This is a genomic window from Caballeronia sp. 11_S32 (genome assembly GCF_056930355.1).
The window spans coordinates 1,233,661-1,250,400 of sequence record NZ_JBXOWH010000001.1; the positions used below are offsets into that span (position 1 = coordinate 1,233,661).

The 16,740-nt window shown below is 64.7% G+C and carries 14 protein-coding genes; 4 read left to right on the top strand and 10 right to left on the bottom strand.

The annotated features are described in order from the left end of the window. Nucleotides 1–12 precede the first annotated feature (12 nt). The 4 genes from AC1Z32_RS05645 to AC1Z32_RS05660 form a co-directional block, all read right to left on the bottom strand. Complete coding sequence (locus AC1Z32_RS05645; RefSeq protein WP_483477708.1) at nucleotides 13–2,292, bottom strand: EAL domain-containing protein; 2,280 nt, start codon at nucleotides 2,290–2,292, stop codon at nucleotides 13–15. Between the two features lie 98 nt (nucleotides 2,293–2,390). Beyond that, nucleotides 2,391–4,511: a hybrid sensor histidine kinase/response regulator gene (locus tag AC1Z32_RS05650; RefSeq protein ID WP_483477709.1), complete on the bottom strand. Its 2,121-nt coding sequence runs from the start codon at nucleotides 4,509–4,511 to the stop codon at nucleotides 2,391–2,393. A 193-nt stretch (nucleotides 4,512–4,704) separates the two neighbouring features. Continuing rightward, nucleotides 4,705–5,343, bottom strand: a complete 639-nt coding sequence (locus tag AC1Z32_RS05655) for a Vgb family protein (protein ID WP_483477710.1) — start codon at nucleotides 5,341–5,343, stop codon at nucleotides 4,705–4,707. Nucleotides 5,344–5,377: 34 nt separating this feature from the next. Next, entirely contained in the window at nucleotides 5,378–6,598 is a 1,221-nt protein-coding gene (locus AC1Z32_RS05660) for a helix-turn-helix domain-containing protein (protein ID WP_483477711.1), read from the bottom strand. Nucleotides 6,599–6,697: 99 nt separating this feature from the next. On the opposite strand from AC1Z32_RS05660, the gene AC1Z32_RS05665 reads away from it, so the two are divergent. Beyond that, the gene (locus tag AC1Z32_RS05665; protein WP_483477712.1) at nucleotides 6,698–7,504 is read left to right on the top strand and encodes a DUF2182 domain-containing protein; all 807 of its coding nucleotides are present in this window, start codon (nucleotides 6,698–6,700) and stop codon (nucleotides 7,502–7,504) included. Nucleotides 7,505–7,648: 144 nt separating this feature from the next. Then, on the top strand, nucleotides 7,649–8,701 hold the full coding sequence (locus AC1Z32_RS05670; RefSeq protein WP_483477713.1) for a glycosyltransferase family 2 protein: 1,053 nt from the start codon (nucleotides 7,649–7,651) through the stop codon (nucleotides 8,699–8,701). Here AC1Z32_RS05670 and AC1Z32_RS05675 read toward each other — a convergent pair. Further along, a complete protein-coding gene (locus AC1Z32_RS05675) occupies nucleotides 8,590–9,591 on the bottom strand; it encodes an FUSC family protein (RefSeq protein ID WP_483477714.1) in 1,002 nt (333 codons plus the stop codon). The genes AC1Z32_RS05670 and AC1Z32_RS05675 overlap by 112 nt on opposite strands. Nucleotides 9,592–9,821: 230 nt before the next feature. Between AC1Z32_RS05675 and AC1Z32_RS05680 the strand changes: the two genes are divergently transcribed. Then, entirely contained in the window at nucleotides 9,822–10,742 is a 921-nt protein-coding gene (locus AC1Z32_RS05680) for a dihydrodipicolinate synthase family protein (protein WP_483477715.1), read from the top strand. Here AC1Z32_RS05680 and AC1Z32_RS05685 read toward each other — a convergent pair whose 3' ends face one another. Next, nucleotides 10,743–11,666 carry a LysR family transcriptional regulator gene (locus tag AC1Z32_RS05685; RefSeq protein ID WP_483478209.1) on the bottom strand — a complete coding sequence of 308 codons (924 nt, stop codon included), beginning with the start codon at nucleotides 11,664–11,666 and terminating at the stop codon, nucleotides 10,743–10,745. 114 nt (nucleotides 11,667–11,780) lie between these two features. Between AC1Z32_RS05685 and AC1Z32_RS05690 the strand changes: the two genes are divergently transcribed. Further along, nucleotides 11,781–12,881, top strand: coding sequence for an NADH:flavin oxidoreductase/NADH oxidase (locus AC1Z32_RS05690; RefSeq protein ID WP_483477716.1), 1,101 nt, complete (start codon nucleotides 11,781–11,783; stop codon nucleotides 12,879–12,881). A 68-nt stretch (nucleotides 12,882–12,949) separates the two neighbouring features. Here AC1Z32_RS05690 and AC1Z32_RS05695 read toward each other — a convergent pair whose 3' ends face one another. From AC1Z32_RS05695 to AC1Z32_RS05710, 4 genes are read right to left on the bottom strand one after another with little or no spacing between them, the layout of a single operon-like run. Further along, nucleotides 12,950–13,636 carry a substrate-binding domain-containing protein gene (locus AC1Z32_RS05695; RefSeq protein ID WP_483477717.1) on the bottom strand — a complete coding sequence of 229 codons (687 nt, stop codon included), beginning with the start codon at nucleotides 13,634–13,636 and terminating at the stop codon, nucleotides 12,950–12,952. 14 nt (nucleotides 13,637–13,650) lie between these two features. Then, on the bottom strand, nucleotides 13,651–14,334 hold the full coding sequence (ligK, locus tag AC1Z32_RS05700) for a 4-carboxy-4-hydroxy-2-oxoadipate aldolase/oxaloacetate decarboxylase (RefSeq protein ID WP_483477718.1): 684 nt from the start codon (nucleotides 14,332–14,334) through the stop codon (nucleotides 13,651–13,653). A 2-nt stretch (nucleotides 14,335–14,336) separates the two neighbouring features. Beyond that, nucleotides 14,337–15,362, bottom strand: coding sequence for an amidohydrolase family protein (locus tag AC1Z32_RS05705; RefSeq protein WP_483477719.1), 1,026 nt, complete (start codon nucleotides 15,360–15,362; stop codon nucleotides 14,337–14,339). Nucleotides 15,363–15,377: 15 nt separating this feature from the next. Then, nucleotides 15,378–16,727: an MFS transporter gene (locus AC1Z32_RS05710; RefSeq protein ID WP_483477720.1), complete on the bottom strand. Its 1,350-nt coding sequence runs from the start codon at nucleotides 16,725–16,727 to the stop codon at nucleotides 15,378–15,380. Between the last annotated feature and the right edge of the window lie 13 nt (nucleotides 16,728–16,740).

Genomic DNA, 16,740 nt, shown 5'->3' on the forward strand with positions numbered 1-16,740 from the left:
AAGACGCGCGGCTCACTGCGCCGTCGCGGCTTCGTTCGCTTCGGCCCGTTCCACCAGATCTTCGAGCGGAACCGGACGGCTGAGCAGAAAGCCCTGCACCTTGTCGCATCGCACGTCGCGCAGCGTGTCGAGCTGCTCCTCTGTCTCGACGCCTTCCGCGACCACCGTCACGCCGAGCTTGTGCGCGAGATCGATCACGCCTTCGACCACGGTGCGCACCATCACATCGGTCGCGATGTTGTCGACGAAGGATTTGTCGAGTTTCAGCACGTCCGGACGAAAGCGCGCGAGATAGCTGAGACTCGAATAGCCGGTGCCGAAATCGTCGATGGCGATACGCACGCCCATCGCGCGGACGCTGGACAGGACGTCCTGCGCATCGTCGACATTGTCGATCAGCGCGGACTCCGTGATCTCGAGCGTGATGCGGTTCGAATCGATGCCGCCACGCTTGATCGCGTGTCTCAGCACGGACACGAGACGCGGATCGCGGAACTGCTTCGGCGACACGTTGAGCGCCACCGAACTCGAGGCAGGCAGCGCGAGCGCCAGTTGCGACGCCGCCAGCACCGCCTCGCGGATGACCCAGTGCCCCGCCTCGACGATGAGCGCGCTCTCTTCCAGCACCGACACGAACGCGCCGGGGCCGAGCAGGCCGAGTTGCGGATGATTCCAGCGCAGCAGCGCCTCGACGCCGACGAGCGCGCCCGAATCGACGCGATATTGCGGCTGATAGTGCAGCACGAACTGATTCTCGCGGATCGCGCCGTGCAGCTCCGCTTCGAGATGCGCGCGCGCGAGATCGTCCTTCTCGCGATCGCCGAACACGCGGAACGTGTTGCGGCCCGCGCGCTTGGCGGCGTACATCGCCATGTCGGCGCTGATGAAAAGCGCTTCGGGCGTGCGCCCATGCTCGGGATAGAGCGCGACGCCGATCGAGCATGTCATCGTCAGGCTCTTGCAATCGGTCTTGATCGGACGATGACACGCGAGCGAGAGCTTGCGGCATGCGCGCGCGATGCTCTCCTGTTCGAACGTGCCGGGCAGGATCACCGTGAACTCGTCGCCGCCCGGACGCGCGGCCACGGCGCCATCGGGCAGCGTCTCGTGAATGCGCTTGGCGATGGTGCGCAGCACGGCGTCGCCGGCGATATGGCCCGCCGTATCGTTGATGGACTTGAAGCGATCGATATCCACGAAGAGATACGCGAAGGGCGCGTCGGATTCGCAGCGCTTCACGAGCGCATCCATCATCGCGTTGCGGTTGCTCAGGCCCGTGAGGCTGTCGGTGTTCGCGAGCCGATGCAGTTCCTGAAGACGCTGGCGTTCGTCTGTGGCATCGACGCATACGCTCACGACGCGCGACACCGCGCCATCCTCGGTCACCGGATAGATATCCGCGCGCACCCAGCGCGTGCGGTCATGCGGCAGGCACAGGCGGAAATAGCTCTGCGTCGCCGCGCCCGTGTTCACGGCGGTGCGCATCTCGTCGCGCAATGCGGGCAGATCGTCGGGATGCACGCGCTGCGACCATGCGGTCTGATCGGCTTCGAGCGCGGACACCGGCATTTCCCACATGCGCTCGAAGGCCGAGCTCACGTGCAGGAGTTCGCGAAAATCGTGCGTCGCGGTCCAGAAGACGGCATCGACATGATCTTCCATGTCCTTCTGCACGCGCGCGTTGCCGCGCAACTCGTCGATGAGCTTCACTTCCGCGGTGATATCGCGGGATTTGCACAGCACGGCCGTGATCTTGCCGTGCTCGCCGTAGACAGGCGCGAGCGTGGACGTCCACGACTTCAGCGTGCCGGTCATCGTGCGGCACGCGCCGGAGAACGACGTCGATTCGCCGCGTTTCGCGCGTTCGAAAGCCTCGCGACCATCGGGGCCGTCCCACAGCGCGAGCCAGTCGATGCCGACGACATCGTCCGCGGATTCCGCTCCGATAAGGCGCAGGCCGACATCGGAGACGCACATGATCCGGCCTTCGAGGGAAAGCAGCTTGAGGCAATCCTCGGCGATGGACAGCAGGCCATGCGCGACCTGATGCGCCACGAAGATCTTGCGCTTCGCTTCCCGCATGCGATGCATGACGAGCGTCGCGCCGAACACGAGCGCCGCGAGCAGCACGTTCCATGGAAGCGGCATGAAGAAGGTGCCGCACGCCGCGATGAGCACGCCGAGCGGAGCGAGACCGAGTCCATCGAAACGGCGGGCGTAGTCGATGTACGGCAAGTTTCTGGCGACACTCTCGCCAATGGTCCCGAGAAAATCGGTCGCTCTGCTCTGCACCGCTGCTACCCTGTTGCGCTAAATGTTCGTTGGGTGTTTATCGGCGGGCGGGCACAAAGCTTTAGTAAGGCGAAGGCGGTAGATTTTGCAGAGCGCGCCTACCCCGCGCCTTTCAACGCCCCCGCGATCTCCTTCGCCAGCGCCTCCGCCCGATAAGGCTTGGCCAGCAAGGTCACGTTCGGCCGCAACACGCCATCGCGCGAAATGATGTCGCGCGTATAGCCCGACGCGTAAATCACCGGCACCGGGCGCCGCTGCGAAAACGCCCATTCCGCGAGATCGGCGCACTTCACTCTTCCGGGCATCACGACGTCCGTCAGAATCACATCCACGTTCACGCCGCTTTCGAGCACGCTCATCGCGGCATCGCCGTTCGCTGCGCGCAGCACCGTGTAATGCATCGCTTCGAGAATCGCAACGGTCGATGTCAACACCGCCGCGTCATCATCCACGACGAGCACGGTCGCGCCGCCCGCATGTTCCGCCGGCGCATCGCCTCCGGGCTGCGCGGTTTCGTCGCCGAAGCTGCGCGGGAAAAACATCTCCACCGTCGTGCCCACGCCGACCGAGCTCGACACCGCGATATGCCCGCCCGACTGCTTGACGAAGCCGAACACCATCGACAGACCGAGACCCGTGCCGTGGCCTTCGGGTTTCGTCGTGTAGAACGGCTCGAACGCGCGCTCGAGCACTTCGGGCCCCATGCCCGCGCCGGTATCCGATGCGGACAGCTTCACATATTCGCCCGGATGCAAGTCCTTGCCTTCGCACGCTGCCGCGTCCAGCACTTCGTTCGAGCACGCGAGCGTGAGCTTGCCGTCGCCGCGCATTGCGTCGCGCGCATTGATCGCGAGATTGAGCAGCGCGTTCTCGAGCTGATTGCGGTCCGCGCAGAAGTTCCACGCGCGTTCGGCCAGCAACGCGCCGATGAGCACCGACGGCCCCACCGCATGCTGCAAAAGCTCGTGCATTTCATCGAACAGACGCCGCGGATTGATCACGACGGGCGACTGCGGCTGCCGCCGCGCGAACGACAGCAATTGCGACGCGAGCTTCGCGCCGCGCTGCACGGCTTCCATCGCGGCCTGCACGCGCTCGGGCACGCGGCTGTCGGTCGGAGGAAGATACTGCAGCAATTGCAGGTTGCCGCTGATCGCCTGCAGCGTGTTGTTGAAATCATGCGCGACGCCGCCCGTCATCGCGCCGAGCGCCTCCATCTTCAGGCTCTGACGCAGTTGCGCTTCCACGGCGATGCGCTCGGCCACCGCTTCCGAGATCTTGTCCTCGAGGCCGCGCGTCAGTTCCTTGAGGCTCTCCTCGGCGATCTTGCGATCATGTATGTCGATGATCACGCCCGTGAAGCGCACCGGCCGGGCGGCTGCATCGTATTCGCATCGTCCGGTGGCGAGAATCCATGTCCAGCCCGAATCGCCCGAACGGATGCGATATTCCGCTCGATATGGCTCGTTGTCGCGCACGGTCCGCGCGACGAGCGACATGATGCGCTCGCGGTCCTCCGGATGAATGACCGCGAACGCGGCCGCGATCGGCACGCCGACCGTGACCTGATCGAGCGAAAACGAAAACGTCCGTGCGAAGCGTTCGTCGCCCTTCACGCGGTCGTCGGCGATCTCCCAGACGAACGTGCCGAGCACCGCGCCCGAATTGAGCGCCAGTTGCAGCCGTTCATTGGCTTCCCGAAACGCCGCTTCCGCCTCGGCGCGCGTGCGTTCGAGCACTACGCGCCCGGTCGTGTCGACGACGATCGCCAGCACGCCGACCGGCACGCCTTCATTCGATGCGACCGGGCTGTAATGCAGATCGAGCCACACCTCGGCATCGCGTCCGTCGCGCGGCAGCACGAAGCTGATGTCGCGATAGGACAGGGATTCGCCGCGCAGCCCCGTATCCACCACGTTGCGGTTGAACGCGGCCGCTTCCGGCCATGCTTCTTCGATCGGCAGGCCGAGAATGCGCGGATGCCGCCCGCCGGAGAAGCTCGCGTAGGCGTCGTTATAGAGCAGCGTGCCTTCCTCGCCCCACAGCACCGCCATCGGCAACGCGTTGCGCAGCATTACCTGCACGACGGAGCGCAGCACTTGCGGCCATGCGTCGATGGCGCCGAGCGGCGTGGCGCTCCAGTCGAAATCGCGAATGGCGCGTGCCGTCTCGCCGATCCAGGAATCGAGCTGACGATGGTCGGAGATATTCGAGGTCAATGCCTGCCTTTACGTATCGAAAGAATCGTACCGCGCTTGGCGGATTCGACAGCATAAAGGCTAATCGCAGCGGCTCTAAGCGCTTTCGGCCTCGGCGTCGCATCGATGCATCGATGCATCGTGAGTCAAAGGGCAGTTCGTCCGCCATGCGCCTCGCATCGAAGGGGCGGACGAAAACTGGACGCTGGCGAAATCAAACGCGCTTGGGCTTGCGCACGGCCCGCACCTTGCCCGTGCGTCCGCCGCCGCAGAAGAAGCGCTCGTGACCGTCCGATTCGAGTCCCGACACGCCCACGCCTTCCGGCATCTCCAGCCGCTCGATGACATCGCCCGATTGCGGATCGATGTGCCGCAGCTCGCTCTCGTCGCCTTCCCACGTGGCGTGCCACAACTCGCCGTCGATCCACGTCACGCCCGTGACGAAGCGGTTCGACTCGATGGTGCGCAGAATCGCGCCATCGCGCGGATCGACCTGATGAATCTTGCGCTCGTTGTATTGCCCGACCCACAGCGTGCCCTCGGCCCACGCGAGACCCGAGTCCGCGCCGCCGCCGGGCGCGGGAATCGTCGACAGCACGCGGCCTGTCTTCGGATCGATCTTCTGGATGCGGTCCTCGGCGATCTGAAACAGATGCTCGCCGTCGAAGGCCGTGCCCGCGTGCGCGGCGACATTCAGCGAGCGCTCTTTCTCGCCGCTCTCGGGATCGAAGGCGTTGAGCGTGTCGCCGGCGGCGAACCACACACGCTCGCCGTCCCAGGTGACGCCGTGCACGCCTTCGATATCCGCAAAAGGCCCGTATTCGCGGATGATTTCCGCCTTTGCGCGTTTCATGTCGCCGTCCTCCTGATGTGGTCGTGACTTCATGCTAATCACTCGCGAGCTCGACGGGGAGTAACAAGGCCGTCGTGAATCCCGGCATCGGCGGCGTGGTCCAGCGGCGCGCGCGGCCCCGTCCGAACGATTGCACCTTGCCGCTCGCGGCGAGCGCATCGAGCGAGCGCTGCACCGTGCGCTGACTCGCGCCGAGCGCGATCGCGAGCGCCGAGCTCGACCACGATTCGCCATCGGCGAGAAACGCGAGCAGCGGCGCGTATTCGTCCTCGACGGGCAGCGCGAGCACGGCCACGCCGCGCGCATGACGCGGCTTGAGTGCGAAGCCGCGCGGCGTCGCATCGATGTCCGCGTGCGCGCGCAGCATCGTGCGCAGCCTGCCCACCTCGACGCGCAGCCGCGCGCGATGCGTCTCGTCGGCTTCCCTGATGCGAAACGCGCGCAGGATCAGCGCATCGCGCGGCACATCGCCGGGCCACGCCTGTGCAAGCTGGCGCGCGAGCGTGAAGAGCACGGGGCGCGTCGCGAGCGAAATCGACGTGCCGTTTTCGCGCACGCACAAACGACACGCATCGACGACGAACGCATTCAAAGCGAACAGCGTCTCCACTTCGTCGAGCAGCAACAGCCGTTCTTCTCCTTGCGCGATGACACGCGCGGCGGGTGCGCGCAGGATGCGCCACGCGCTGTCCACTTCGGCGGCCAGCGCGGGAATGCCCGCGTGCCGCGCGGCATCGGTCGCGCGATCGAGCGCGGCGCGCGCCGCTTTTGTCTGAAGACGCCGCATCGCGATGCCCGCGACGATCAGCTCATGCGCCGTCCGCGACGCGGCCGGGAGCGCTTCCGGTTCCAGCTCGGCGAGCATGCGCGCGGCATCGTCGATCCGTCCGATGAGAAGCGCGCGGCGCACTTCCAGATAGCGCGCATGCGCGGCGTTCACGCGGTCGCCGTGCGCTTCGAGAATGGCGCGCGCGTGATCGAGCGCCTTCGCGGGCCACGCGAGATCGCGCGATGCCAGCGCAATCTCCGCTTCCGCGACGATGCAGCGCGAGCGCGCCAGCGCCTCCTTCGCGCCGAACGCGCGCGCTGCGCTTTTGACGAGCGCGCGCGCCCGCGCGAAGTCGCCGAGCTGCGCCATCGCGATGCCGCGCAACGCGAGCGCGCTCGCGTCGTCGCGCAGCGCGATACGGTTCAGCGCGCCGAGCGGATCACCCGCCGCGAGCGCGCGCGCCGCCGCCGTGATCAGCGAATCCATGCGAATCCCGACACACTTGTCACTCCTTTGCGAAGGATGCCCGCGACTAATCTAACACCGTACCCGACGCGCGCCGGACGGACGCAAAGGAGCAAGAGCATGAACGCGCTGACCGACATCATCGAACGAGAGGACGCGCGTGTTGCGCGCCGCCGCTTCTTCGCCGCCGCCGCGCTCGTTTTCACGGCGAGCGTGCTCATCACTTATGCGATGCACAGGTCGATGTCACCGATGAGCGACATCCCGATGCCCGGCGGCTGGATGCTCTCGCCCACCTTCACGCCGATGTGCGGCCGCTCGTGGCTGCGCGCGGCGGCATCGTTCACCGGCATGTGGATCGCAATGATGACGGCGATGATGCTGCCTTCGTTCGCGCCGCTTCTGTGGCGTTATCGCGCGATGCTCGAACGCGCGGGATCGACGCGCGCCACGCGGCGCTCGCTGATCATGGCGACGGCTTACTTCGGTCTGTGGACGGCGCTCGGCATAGCGGTCTTCGCGCTCGGCGCGATGTTCACCGAACTCATGATGCGCGCGGCATCGATCGCGCGTTGGGTTCCCCATGCGAGCGGCGCCGTCCTGTTGCTGGCGGGCGCTTATCAAAGCTCGAAGCGGCATGCGCATCTGCTGGCATGCTGCCGCAGCGTTGCCAGCGTTGCGGGAGCGCACGCCGCCTCATGGCGCGACGGCATGCGTCACGGTCTTCATTGCGTCGCGTGCTGCGCCGGCCTGACCGCCGCGCTGTTCGTCTTCGGCGTGATGGACCCGCGCGCGATGTTGCTCGTCACGCTCGCGATCACGGCCGAACGCGTGCTGCCTTCGACCATGCGCGTGGGGCGAGTCATCGGCATCGTGCTCGTGCTGCTTGGTTCCATGACGATCGTCGCTGCGGCAATGACTCGATAACTTTCCCGCAATCGCCTCGCATTTTTTACTTAATTTTTTCCAATTAATTTTCTTCTAACTTGCTGACATCCACACAACATTTCGAAACATGAAGCGTCTTCTGAACAATAGACGCAATAACAAAGAGACAAGCGAGAAGAAGACATGACGAGCGCATTGACGGTCTCGATTTGCCTGCCGACTTGCGATCGGCCTGAACTGATCGTCGAATGTCTGAACTCGTGCATCGCGCAAAGCTATCCGCACATCGAGATTCTGATCGGCGACGATTCGCACGACGATCGCACCGAACGCCTGATCCGCACGCGGTACGCGCACGATGCGCGCATTCGCTACGTGCGTCACGATCCGCCGCTCGGACAGGCGCGCAATGTCGCGAGTCTTTTCGCGCGCGCGGCAGGCACGCTCATCATGCTGATTCACGATGACGATTACCTCGTCACCGACGGCGTCGCGCGTCTAGTCGCGCTGTGGCGCGCGCATCCGCATCTGGAAGCCGCATTCGGCGATCAATATGAAGTCGATGCCGCGGGCCGCGTCGATCCGCGGCGAAGCGCGCGTCTCAATGCCGCGTTTCATCGCACCCGGCACACGCAAGGCATGCAGGCGCTGCCCGGACGAACCGGCCTCGTGCAGATGTTCCCCAACAACGGATGGATCGCGCTCGCGACACTCGTGCGGCGCGTGGGTTATCGCGACGATGCGGGCGCCTGCTGCGATTTCGTATTCGGCGTCGAATTGTGTCTCGCGGCATCGCAGGTTTTTTATACGCACGAATATGTGTCGTATTACCGCAAGACGCCGCGTTCGATATCGAACAGCACGCGCGTCTCCACGTCCGCCGCCGCGCTCACGGCGTATTCTTTCGTGCATGGCCTGTCGCTCGATGCGTCGCTCGAAGCCGCGCGCCGCGCCGCGTTGCGCAGGCTCGCGCCGATCGTCGTGTCGCTGCACGCGAAGCACGATGCGCCGTTCGCCGCGCTGCGCGTCGCGCTCGATCATCCCGATGCCTACGCCTACGGCCTCAGCCCGAGGCTCTGCTATCACCTGTCATTGATCGCGCGCGCACTGCTCCCGCCACGCCTTCATCGCGACAGACGGCTCGCCACGACATGCACGCCCAGCACGCAAACAATGCCGATGACGCCGCCCGCGAGCACATGCGTGAGCCGTTCGAAGGCATCGGCGGCGGACTGATTCGCCAGCATGATGGCGAGCGCCACGAACATGCAGCGAAAGAAATACGCGACGATATAGCGCTGAAACGCGACGAGCGTGAGAAATACGGCGAGCGTCGCGAGCGTGACGGCCATGCTCGAATGCGGCACCACGTAGCGCCCGAGCGCGACGCCGACAGGCACGCCGGCCACCACGCCGATCGCACGGTTCGTAAGCTTCGCGCGCGCCGTATCCACCGCGCCCGTCACGATGCTGGCCGCGCCCCAGATCACCCATTGCGCGTTCTCCATGCGCCAATAGACGACCATCACCGCCGCGATGCCGACACCCGCGAGCATCGCGGTGAGATCTTCGCCGAAGGGCGCGCTCGAGCCGAAGTCATCGAGATTGGACCAGCGCGACGCCGGCTTGCCGCGCGAACGGATATAGGCCGACAGAACGGCGGGCCCCAGCGCGACGATCAGATAAGGCAGCCACGCGGGCGCCGCGCGCATCAACGCATCGACGGTGCGCCCGCCGTGAAGCTCGTTCGCGAGGATCAGCACCGGAATGAAGGTCCAGTTGCCGAGCGCGCGCAACTTCTTGCCCCGCGCTGCAAGCAGGATCACGCCCGCGGCGAGCATCATGCATGCGATGACGAAGAACGCCGGCACCAGCTCGGCGAGCAGCATCAGATACGTGCCCGCGATGATCGCAAGCCCGTGCGCGGCAACGCCCAACGGCCTGAGCGCGAGCTTGTCTTCCGCGATGATGGTCGCGATCGCGAGCAGCGACGCCTTCATCCACAATGCGTTGCCCGTCGCCAGGGCGAGCACGACGAAGGGCAACAGCGCGGCGGCCGCGCGCAGGAGCGGCCAGATATTGATCTCGCTGGAGGGACGAAATTGCTGCGGCGCGTCGGCGGGCATGCGCGGATTCCCGGGTGAGTCCGCATGAAGTGTAGGACGGTTTTCGGCATCCTCTAAAGGACGTCGCTTTCATTGCAGCGTAATAACCGCTGGTAATCACCCCATCAGCGGAATTCAATAGACGGCTATCGCACAGTTTGCGAGACTGCGGTGTGGCATTGCGGCGTAGGCTGAGACGGCCCCACGCAGGCTTGTTCCGCGTCCAGAACAATCACAGGAGACACACTTCGATGGCTGCACCGACTTATCGCGGCGTTTTTCCCGTCGCGCCGACCATCTTCGACGATCAAGGCCGGCTCGATCTCGAAGGCCAGAAGCGCGCGATCGACTTCATGATCGACGCCGGTTCGCACGGCGTATGCATACTCGCGAACTTCTCCGAGCAGTTTGCGCTATCGGACGCGGAGCGCGATACCGTTCAACGCACCGTGCTCGAACACGTGGCGGGCCGCGTGCCTGTCATTGTCACGACGACGCATTTCAGCTCGCGCATCTGCGCCGAGCGCAGCCGTGCCGCGCAGGACGCGGGCGCCGCGATGGTCATGATCATGCCGCCGTATCATGGCGCGACCATTCGCGTGGGCGAGCGCGGCATTCACGAGTTCTACCGCGAAGTGTCCAATGCGATCGACATTCCGATCATGATTCAGGACGCGCCCGTCGCGGGCACGCCGCTCTCCGCATCGTTTCTCGCAAAGCTCGCGCGCGATGTCGAGCACGTGTCGTACTTCAAGGTCGAAACGGCGCAGGCCGCGTCGAAGCTGCGCGAATTGATCGAACTCGGCGGCGATGCGATCGTCGGTCCGTGGGACGGCGAGGAAGCCATCACGCTGATGCCCGACTTCGACGCGGGCGCAACCGGCGCGATGACGGGCGGCGGCTATCCGGACGGCATTCGCAAGATCGTCGACGCCTATTTCGCGGGCGATACCGAAAAGGCCGCCGAGTTGTATCAGCAGTGGCTTCCGCTCATCAACTACGAGAACCGGCAATGCGGTCTCGCCGCGTGCAAGACCTTGATGAAGGAAGGCGGCGTGATTCGCTCGGACGCGGTGCGTCATCCGCTCGCGCCGATGCATCCCGCCGTGCGAGAAGGGCTGCTGAAAGTCGCGCGCAGGCTCGATCCGCTCGTGTTGCGCTGGGGGCACTGACTAACGGCGGGTTGCGGTCGAACGTTTCTTCTTCGGCTCCGCCTTCATCGCGGGAACGCCCACGCGCTCCCGCAAATACTCCACGGTCCGCGCGCAACGCGCGGGCAGCGGCCATTCGGCGCGGCGAATGAGCCACATCGTATCGTGCACCGGCGCGCCGCACTCCACGACGGCGATCGCTTCCGGCCTGCCGAACGCGATGCGCGCATAACGCGGTATCACGGTAAAGCCAAGCCCGCGCGCGACGAACTCCAGAATGAGGCTGATCTGATTGCTATAGCCTTGCCGCCGCAGGCTGCCGACACCCGGATTGCCCGGAAACCGCCGGCTCAAGAGACGAATCGCCGTGGCATGCCCTTCCGGATAGTCGATGAAGCCGAGCCGTTCGAGATCGCTCCACTCATGCACCTCCACGTTCGCGGGCACGACGAGTTCGAGCGGCTCCTCGATGAACTTGGTCGCCGCAAGACGCGGATCGTCCGGCTTCAGTGCCACGATGCCGAGATCGTAGCGGCTCTCCAGCACGGCTTCGAGCACTTCCGCATCCGGCGCGAAACGATGGCGCATCTTCCATTCGGGGCGCTGCTGCTGCAGATCGAGCAATAGCGGAAACAGCACGAGCCCGATGCTGCCCCGCGTGATGAGGCCGATCTCTCCCGCTTCGTCTTCGCTGTCTGACAGGCGCGACGCGAGACGCTTGCCCGCCAGCTCCATTTCATCGCAGTAGTCGATGAGCGCCCTGCCCGCCGGCGTCAGCTCGATGCCGCGCGGACGGCGAACCACGAGCAGTCCCAGTTCGTCTTCGAGATGGCGGAGATGCTGGCTCACGGCGGCCTGCGTCAGATCGAGCCGTTCAGCGGCACGCGTGAAGTTGCCGAGATCGGCGAGCGCAAGAAAGGTGCGCAGCCATTGCGGATTGAGTATCACGAAAATTTATTGAATCGATAATCTGCGGATAGTTTTCATTATGACACTGACGGTTTATTCTCGAGCCCTCAACTCAATTCGACTTCGGTCATCCGAATCAGAGAATCTCAGATGTCAGCACTCTTCACTCCTTTCAAGCTGAAGGACGTCACGCTGCGCAACCGCATCGCCATTCCGCCGATGTGCCAGTACAGCGCCATCGACGGCTTCGTCAACGACTGGCACCTCAGCCATTATGCGAGCCTTGCGCGCGGCGGCGCGGGCCTCGTGATCGTCGAGGCGACGGGCGTGTCGCCGGAAGGCCGCATCACGCCGGGCTGCACGGGCCTCTGGGACGACGCGCACATCGAAGGCATGAAGCGCATTGCCGCGGTGATCAAGGCGGCGGGCGCGGTGCCCGGCATCCAGATCGCGCATGCGGGCCGCAAGGCGAGTGCGAACCGTCCGTGGGAAGGCGACGATCACATTTCCCCCGACGATGCGCGCGGCTGGGACACGCTCGCGCCTTCGGCCGTCCCGTTCGGCGCGGGCCTGCCGAAAGTGCCGAAGGCGATGAGCCTCGACGATATCGAGCGCGTGAAGGCGGACTTCGCGGCGGCCGCGCGCCGTGCACGCGAAGCGGGCTTCGAATGGCTCGAACTGCACTTCGCGCATGGTTATCTCGCGCAGAGCTTCTTCTCCGTCGATGCGAACCAGCGCGACGACCAGTACGGCGGCGATCTCGCGGGACGCAGCCGCTTCCTCGTCGAGACCTTCGATGCGGTGCGCGAAGTGTGGCCTGAAAACCTGCCGTTGACAGCGCGTTTCGGCGTCGTCGAATACGATGGCCGCGATGAAGCCACGCTGAAGGAATCGATCGAACTGACGAGGACATTGCGCCGCAAAGGCCTCGATCTGATGAGCGTGAGCGTCGGCTTTTCCACGCCTGCTGCGCGCATTCCGTGGGGTCCGGCGTTTCTCGGCCCGATCGCCGAACGTGTGCGGCGTGAAGCGGAGATTCCCGTTGCGTCGGCATGGGGATTCGATTCGCCGCCCAACGCGGAACACGCTGTCGAATCCGGACAGCTCGACCTCGTGATGATCGGCCGCGCGCATCTTTCGAATCCGCATTGGCCGTATCAGGCGGCGAAGCAGTTGAAGGTCGAACGGCCTTCGTGGGCCTTGCCCGCGCCGTATGCGCATTGGCTCGAACGCTACGCCGTGGCGGAATGAGCGTGTGATGTGAACAGGCGCGCGGCGGCCAACTCAGCCGCTGCGCGCCTTTCTAGTTGCGATCGCAACTACTTCGCAGGCTCCATGCCGCGCGATGTTTTTGTGGCGTCAGCTTCAGGCGAGGCCGTGTACGCGAGAAACGAGCGCGCCAACTCCGGCGCATTGGCGTTCGCACATACCGCGCCCTCGAACACCGTCAGCGTCTGAATCTCCGGTGGCAGCATGCCGAGCACGTCGATGCCCGTCACGCCGATCATTTCACTCATCTGCTGAAAGCCCAGCTCGACCTCGCCCCGCGCGATCAGCGAGCCCACCGCGACACCCGGCGGCGCCTGCACGATGCGCGAAGCGATGCTTTCCGCAATGCCCCAACGCTCGAACAAACGCGTCAGATAGACGCCGCTCGGCCCCGTCGAATAACCGATGCTGCGCGCTGCCAGCACTGCCTTGCGCACGGCGGCTTCATCGTCGATGGAAGGATGCCGCGCGCCGGATGCGACCGCGATCGCAATACCCGAGCGCGCGATGCGTACGCGGCTTCCCGCATCGATACGTCCCGAAGCCGCGAGACGTTCGATCGCATCGGATGCGAGCACGACGATATCGAACGCCTCGCCTTCCCCGATACGCTTTCCCGCCGCGACCCCGCCCACCGATTCGATCGCGACACGTTGCCCCGTTTTCGCTTCGAACGCGGCGGCGAGATCGTTGAGCATCTGGCGCGTCGCCATCGACGAAATGCCGGTGAGTGTCATCGCCGTATCAGCCATCAGTCGATATAGCGCAGACCCGCTTTTGCCAGCGGCTCGCGCATCTTGTACATATCGAGACCGAGCACGCCGCTCGCGAGTTTCGCGCGCTTCTCTTCTTCGAACGCCTCGCGCGCGATAGCCTTGTCGAGCACTTGTTGCGCCGATGCGCCCGGAACCACGACGACGCCATCGTCATCCGCGACGATCACATCCCCGGGCGTGACCATTGCGCCCGCGCACACGACCGGAATGTTCACCGAGCCGAGCGTCGCTTTAACCGTGCCCTTCGCGGAAATTGCCTTGCTCCACACGGGAAAGTTCATCTCGGTGAGCACGCGCACATCGCGCACGCCGCCGTCGATGATCAGCGCACGCGCGCCGCGCGCCTTGAAACTCGTCGCGAGCAGATCGCCGAAGAAGCCATCGGTGTTGTCGGTCGTGCATGCGGCCACGACGACATCGCCCGGCCTGATCTGTTCGGCTGCCACATGCAGCATCCAGTTGTCGCCCGGTTGCAGCAGCACGGTCACGGCCGTGCCGCTTGCCTGCGCGCCTACGTAGATCGGCCGCATGCAGGTCTTCATCAGGCCGACACGCCCCATTGCTTCGTGCACGGTCGCCGAGCCGAGCGCGCCGAGCTTGTCGGCAGCGTCCGCGTTCGCGCGATCGATGTTGCGATACACCACGCCCAGTTCGTACATGTTCACCGCCCCTTCGCTTTGAGCGCCGCATCCAGTCGCGGATATACGCGGCGCGCGTTACCTTCGTAAATCTTGTAGCGCGCTTCGGGCTCGATCTGCGCAGCCTCGACATAGCGCTTCGTATCGTCGAAATAGTGTCCCGTTTCAGGATCGATGCCACGCACCGCGCCGATCATCTCGCTTGCAAACAAAATATTGTCGACGGGAATCACGCGCGTCAGCAGGTCGATGCCCGGCTGGTGATACACGCAGGTATCGAAGAACACGTTGTTGAGCAAATGATCCTTCAGCAAGGGCTTTTTCAGCTCCTGCGCGAGACCGCGGAAACGCCCCCAGTGATACGGCACCGCGCCGCCGCCGTGCGGAATCACGAACTTGAGCGTCGGGAAATCGCGGAACAGATCGGACGTGAGGCACTGCATGAACGCGGTCGTGTCCGCATTCAGGTAATGCGCGCCCGTCGTATGAAAACACGCGTTGCAGCTCGTGCTCACGTGAATCATCGCGGGGATGTCGTACTCGACCATCTTCTCGTAGACCGGATACCAGTAGCGGTCCGAGAGCGGCGGGCTCGTCCAGTGCCCGCCCGATGGGTCCGGGTTCAGGTTGATCGCGACATTGCCGTATTGCTCGACGCACTTCACGAGTTCGGGAATGCACGTCGATACATCGACACCCGGGCTTTGCGGCAGCATCGCCGCGGGCACGAAGCTATCCGGAAACAACTGGCTCACGCGATAGCAAAGCTCGTTGCAGATCGCGGCCCACGTGCTCGACACTTCGAAGCCGCCAATGTGATGCGCCATGAAGCTCGCGCGCGGGCTGAACACGGTGAGATCGAGACCGCGTTCGCGCATCAAGCGAAGCTGATTGCTTTCGATCGATTCGCGCAGTTCATCGTCGCTGATATGCAGCTCCGATGCCGCCGGCATCGCCGAAGGATTCGTGATGCCGGCGATCTGCCGGTTGCGCCACGCTTCCAGCGCTTTTGGCGCGGTGGTGTAGTGGCCGTGAATGTCGATGATCATCCTTTACTCCAGGTACTAGTGTGCTGCGGTCGTTTGTGCGTGCGCTTCGTCGGCATGCGTGCGTTGTGCGACGAGAATTGCGATGGCGGCGAGCGTCGCGGGCACGGCGAGCATCGCGAGAATGGCGCCGAACTCCCAGCCGAGGCCGAGCAGCGCGCCGCCGAACGCGGAGCCGAAGATGCTGCCGAAGCGGCCCATGCCGAGCATCCAGCTCACGCCGGTTGCGCGCGCTACAGTCGGATAACGCCCCGGCGCGAAGGCGTTGAGGCCCGTTTGCGCGCCGCTCATGCAGAAGCCCGCTGCGAACACGAGCACCGCGAGCGAAGACGACAGCGCGCCGATCCACGCAAGCCCGAGCACGCACACCGCGCCGCCGAGATAGGCCGCGCTAATGACCGGCGCGGGCCGTGCCTTGTCCATGATCCATCCGACGATGATCGCGCCGATCGTGCCGCCGATCTGGAACATCGCCGTGACGTTGGCGGCTGCCGAGACGGTGAGGCCCGCGTCCTTCATCAGCGTCGGCAACCAGCCGGTCAGCAGATAGATCACGAGCAGGCCCATGAAATACGTGGCCCACAGCGCGGCGGTCATCAGGCCGTAGCCATGCGAGAACAACACGCCGATGGGCCTTTTGGTGGGCAGCGGCGGTTCGTTCGACACGAAGGTTTCGCCACCGTCGAAGCGCGCGCCGCACACGCGTCCGAGCACCTTGCCGATGCGTTGCGACGTCGCACCCCGCACCGCGAGCAGACGCGCCGATTCGGGCAGCAGCCAGATCTGCAGCGGAATCAATGCGAGCGGCAGCGCGCCGCCAAAGATCAGCACCGAGCGCCAGCCATGCACGGGAATAAGCCAGCCCGCGACGAAGCCAATCAACGCCGAGCCGAGATTGAAGCCCGTGAACATGATCGTGATGAGCAATGCGCGCTTGCGTTGCGGCGCGTATTCGGAGAGCAGCGTTGTCGTGTTCGGCATCGCGGCGCCGAGGCCGATGCCCGTCAATACACGCAAAAGCGCCATGCTCGACGGCGAAGTCGTGAACGCGGTCGCGATCGTGAACACGCTGAAGAGGAACACGGAGGTGATCAACACCCACTTGCGTCCGATGCGATCCGATGCCGGACCCGCCGCCAATGCACCGATCACGAGGCCGATGGGCGCCGCGCTCATCACGAGCCCGAACGCGGGCCGCGAGATATGCCAGTCCGCAATGATCGAAGGCGCGACGAAGCCCATGATCGCGACGTCCATGCCGTCCGCCATCACGATCAGAAAGCACAGCGCCACCAGCAGCCACTGGTACGCGGAAATGGGCCGTTCGTCGATGAAGCCCTTGATGTCGATCGTTTTACCGCTTTTCATGTTTGTCTCCGTC

What these genes read in the sequence shown, in the direction of transcription:
- AC1Z32_RS05695 (WP_483477717.1), bottom strand. Translation starts at nt 13,636, where the DNA reads ATGACACTCACCGGCATTTCGTCGATGGCGACGCGCCAGATGCTCAAC.
- AC1Z32_RS05705 (WP_483477719.1), bottom strand. Translation starts at nt 15,362, where the DNA reads ATGATCATCGACATTCACGGCCACTACACCACCGCGCCAAAAGCGCTG.
- AC1Z32_RS05680 (WP_483477715.1), top strand. Translation starts at nt 9,822, where the DNA reads ATGGCTGCACCGACTTATCGCGGCGTTTTTCCCGTCGCGCCGACCATC.
- AC1Z32_RS05670 (WP_483477713.1), top strand. Translation starts at nt 7,649, where the DNA reads ATGACGAGCGCATTGACGGTCTCGATTTGCCTGCCGACTTGCGATCGG.
- AC1Z32_RS05660 (WP_483477711.1), bottom strand. Translation starts at nt 6,598, where the DNA reads ATGGATTCGCTGATCACGGCGGCGGCGCGCGCGCTCGCGGCGGGTGAT.
- AC1Z32_RS05675 (WP_483477714.1), bottom strand. Translation starts at nt 9,591, where the DNA reads ATGCCCGCCGACGCGCCGCAGCAATTTCGTCCCTCCAGCGAGATCAAT.
- AC1Z32_RS05690 (WP_483477716.1), top strand. Translation starts at nt 11,781, where the DNA reads ATGTCAGCACTCTTCACTCCTTTCAAGCTGAAGGACGTCACGCTGCGC.
- AC1Z32_RS05665 (WP_483477712.1), top strand. Translation starts at nt 6,698, where the DNA reads ATGAACGCGCTGACCGACATCATCGAACGAGAGGACGCGCGTGTTGCG.
- ligK (WP_483477718.1), bottom strand. Translation starts at nt 14,334, where the DNA reads ATGTACGAACTGGGCGTGGTGTATCGCAACATCGATCGCGCGAACGCG.
- AC1Z32_RS05655 (WP_483477710.1), bottom strand. Translation starts at nt 5,343, where the DNA reads ATGAAACGCGCAAAGGCGGAAATCATCCGCGAATACGGGCCTTTTGCG.
- AC1Z32_RS05710 (WP_483477720.1), bottom strand. Translation starts at nt 16,727, where the DNA reads ATGAAAAGCGGTAAAACGATCGACATCAAGGGCTTCATCGACGAACGG.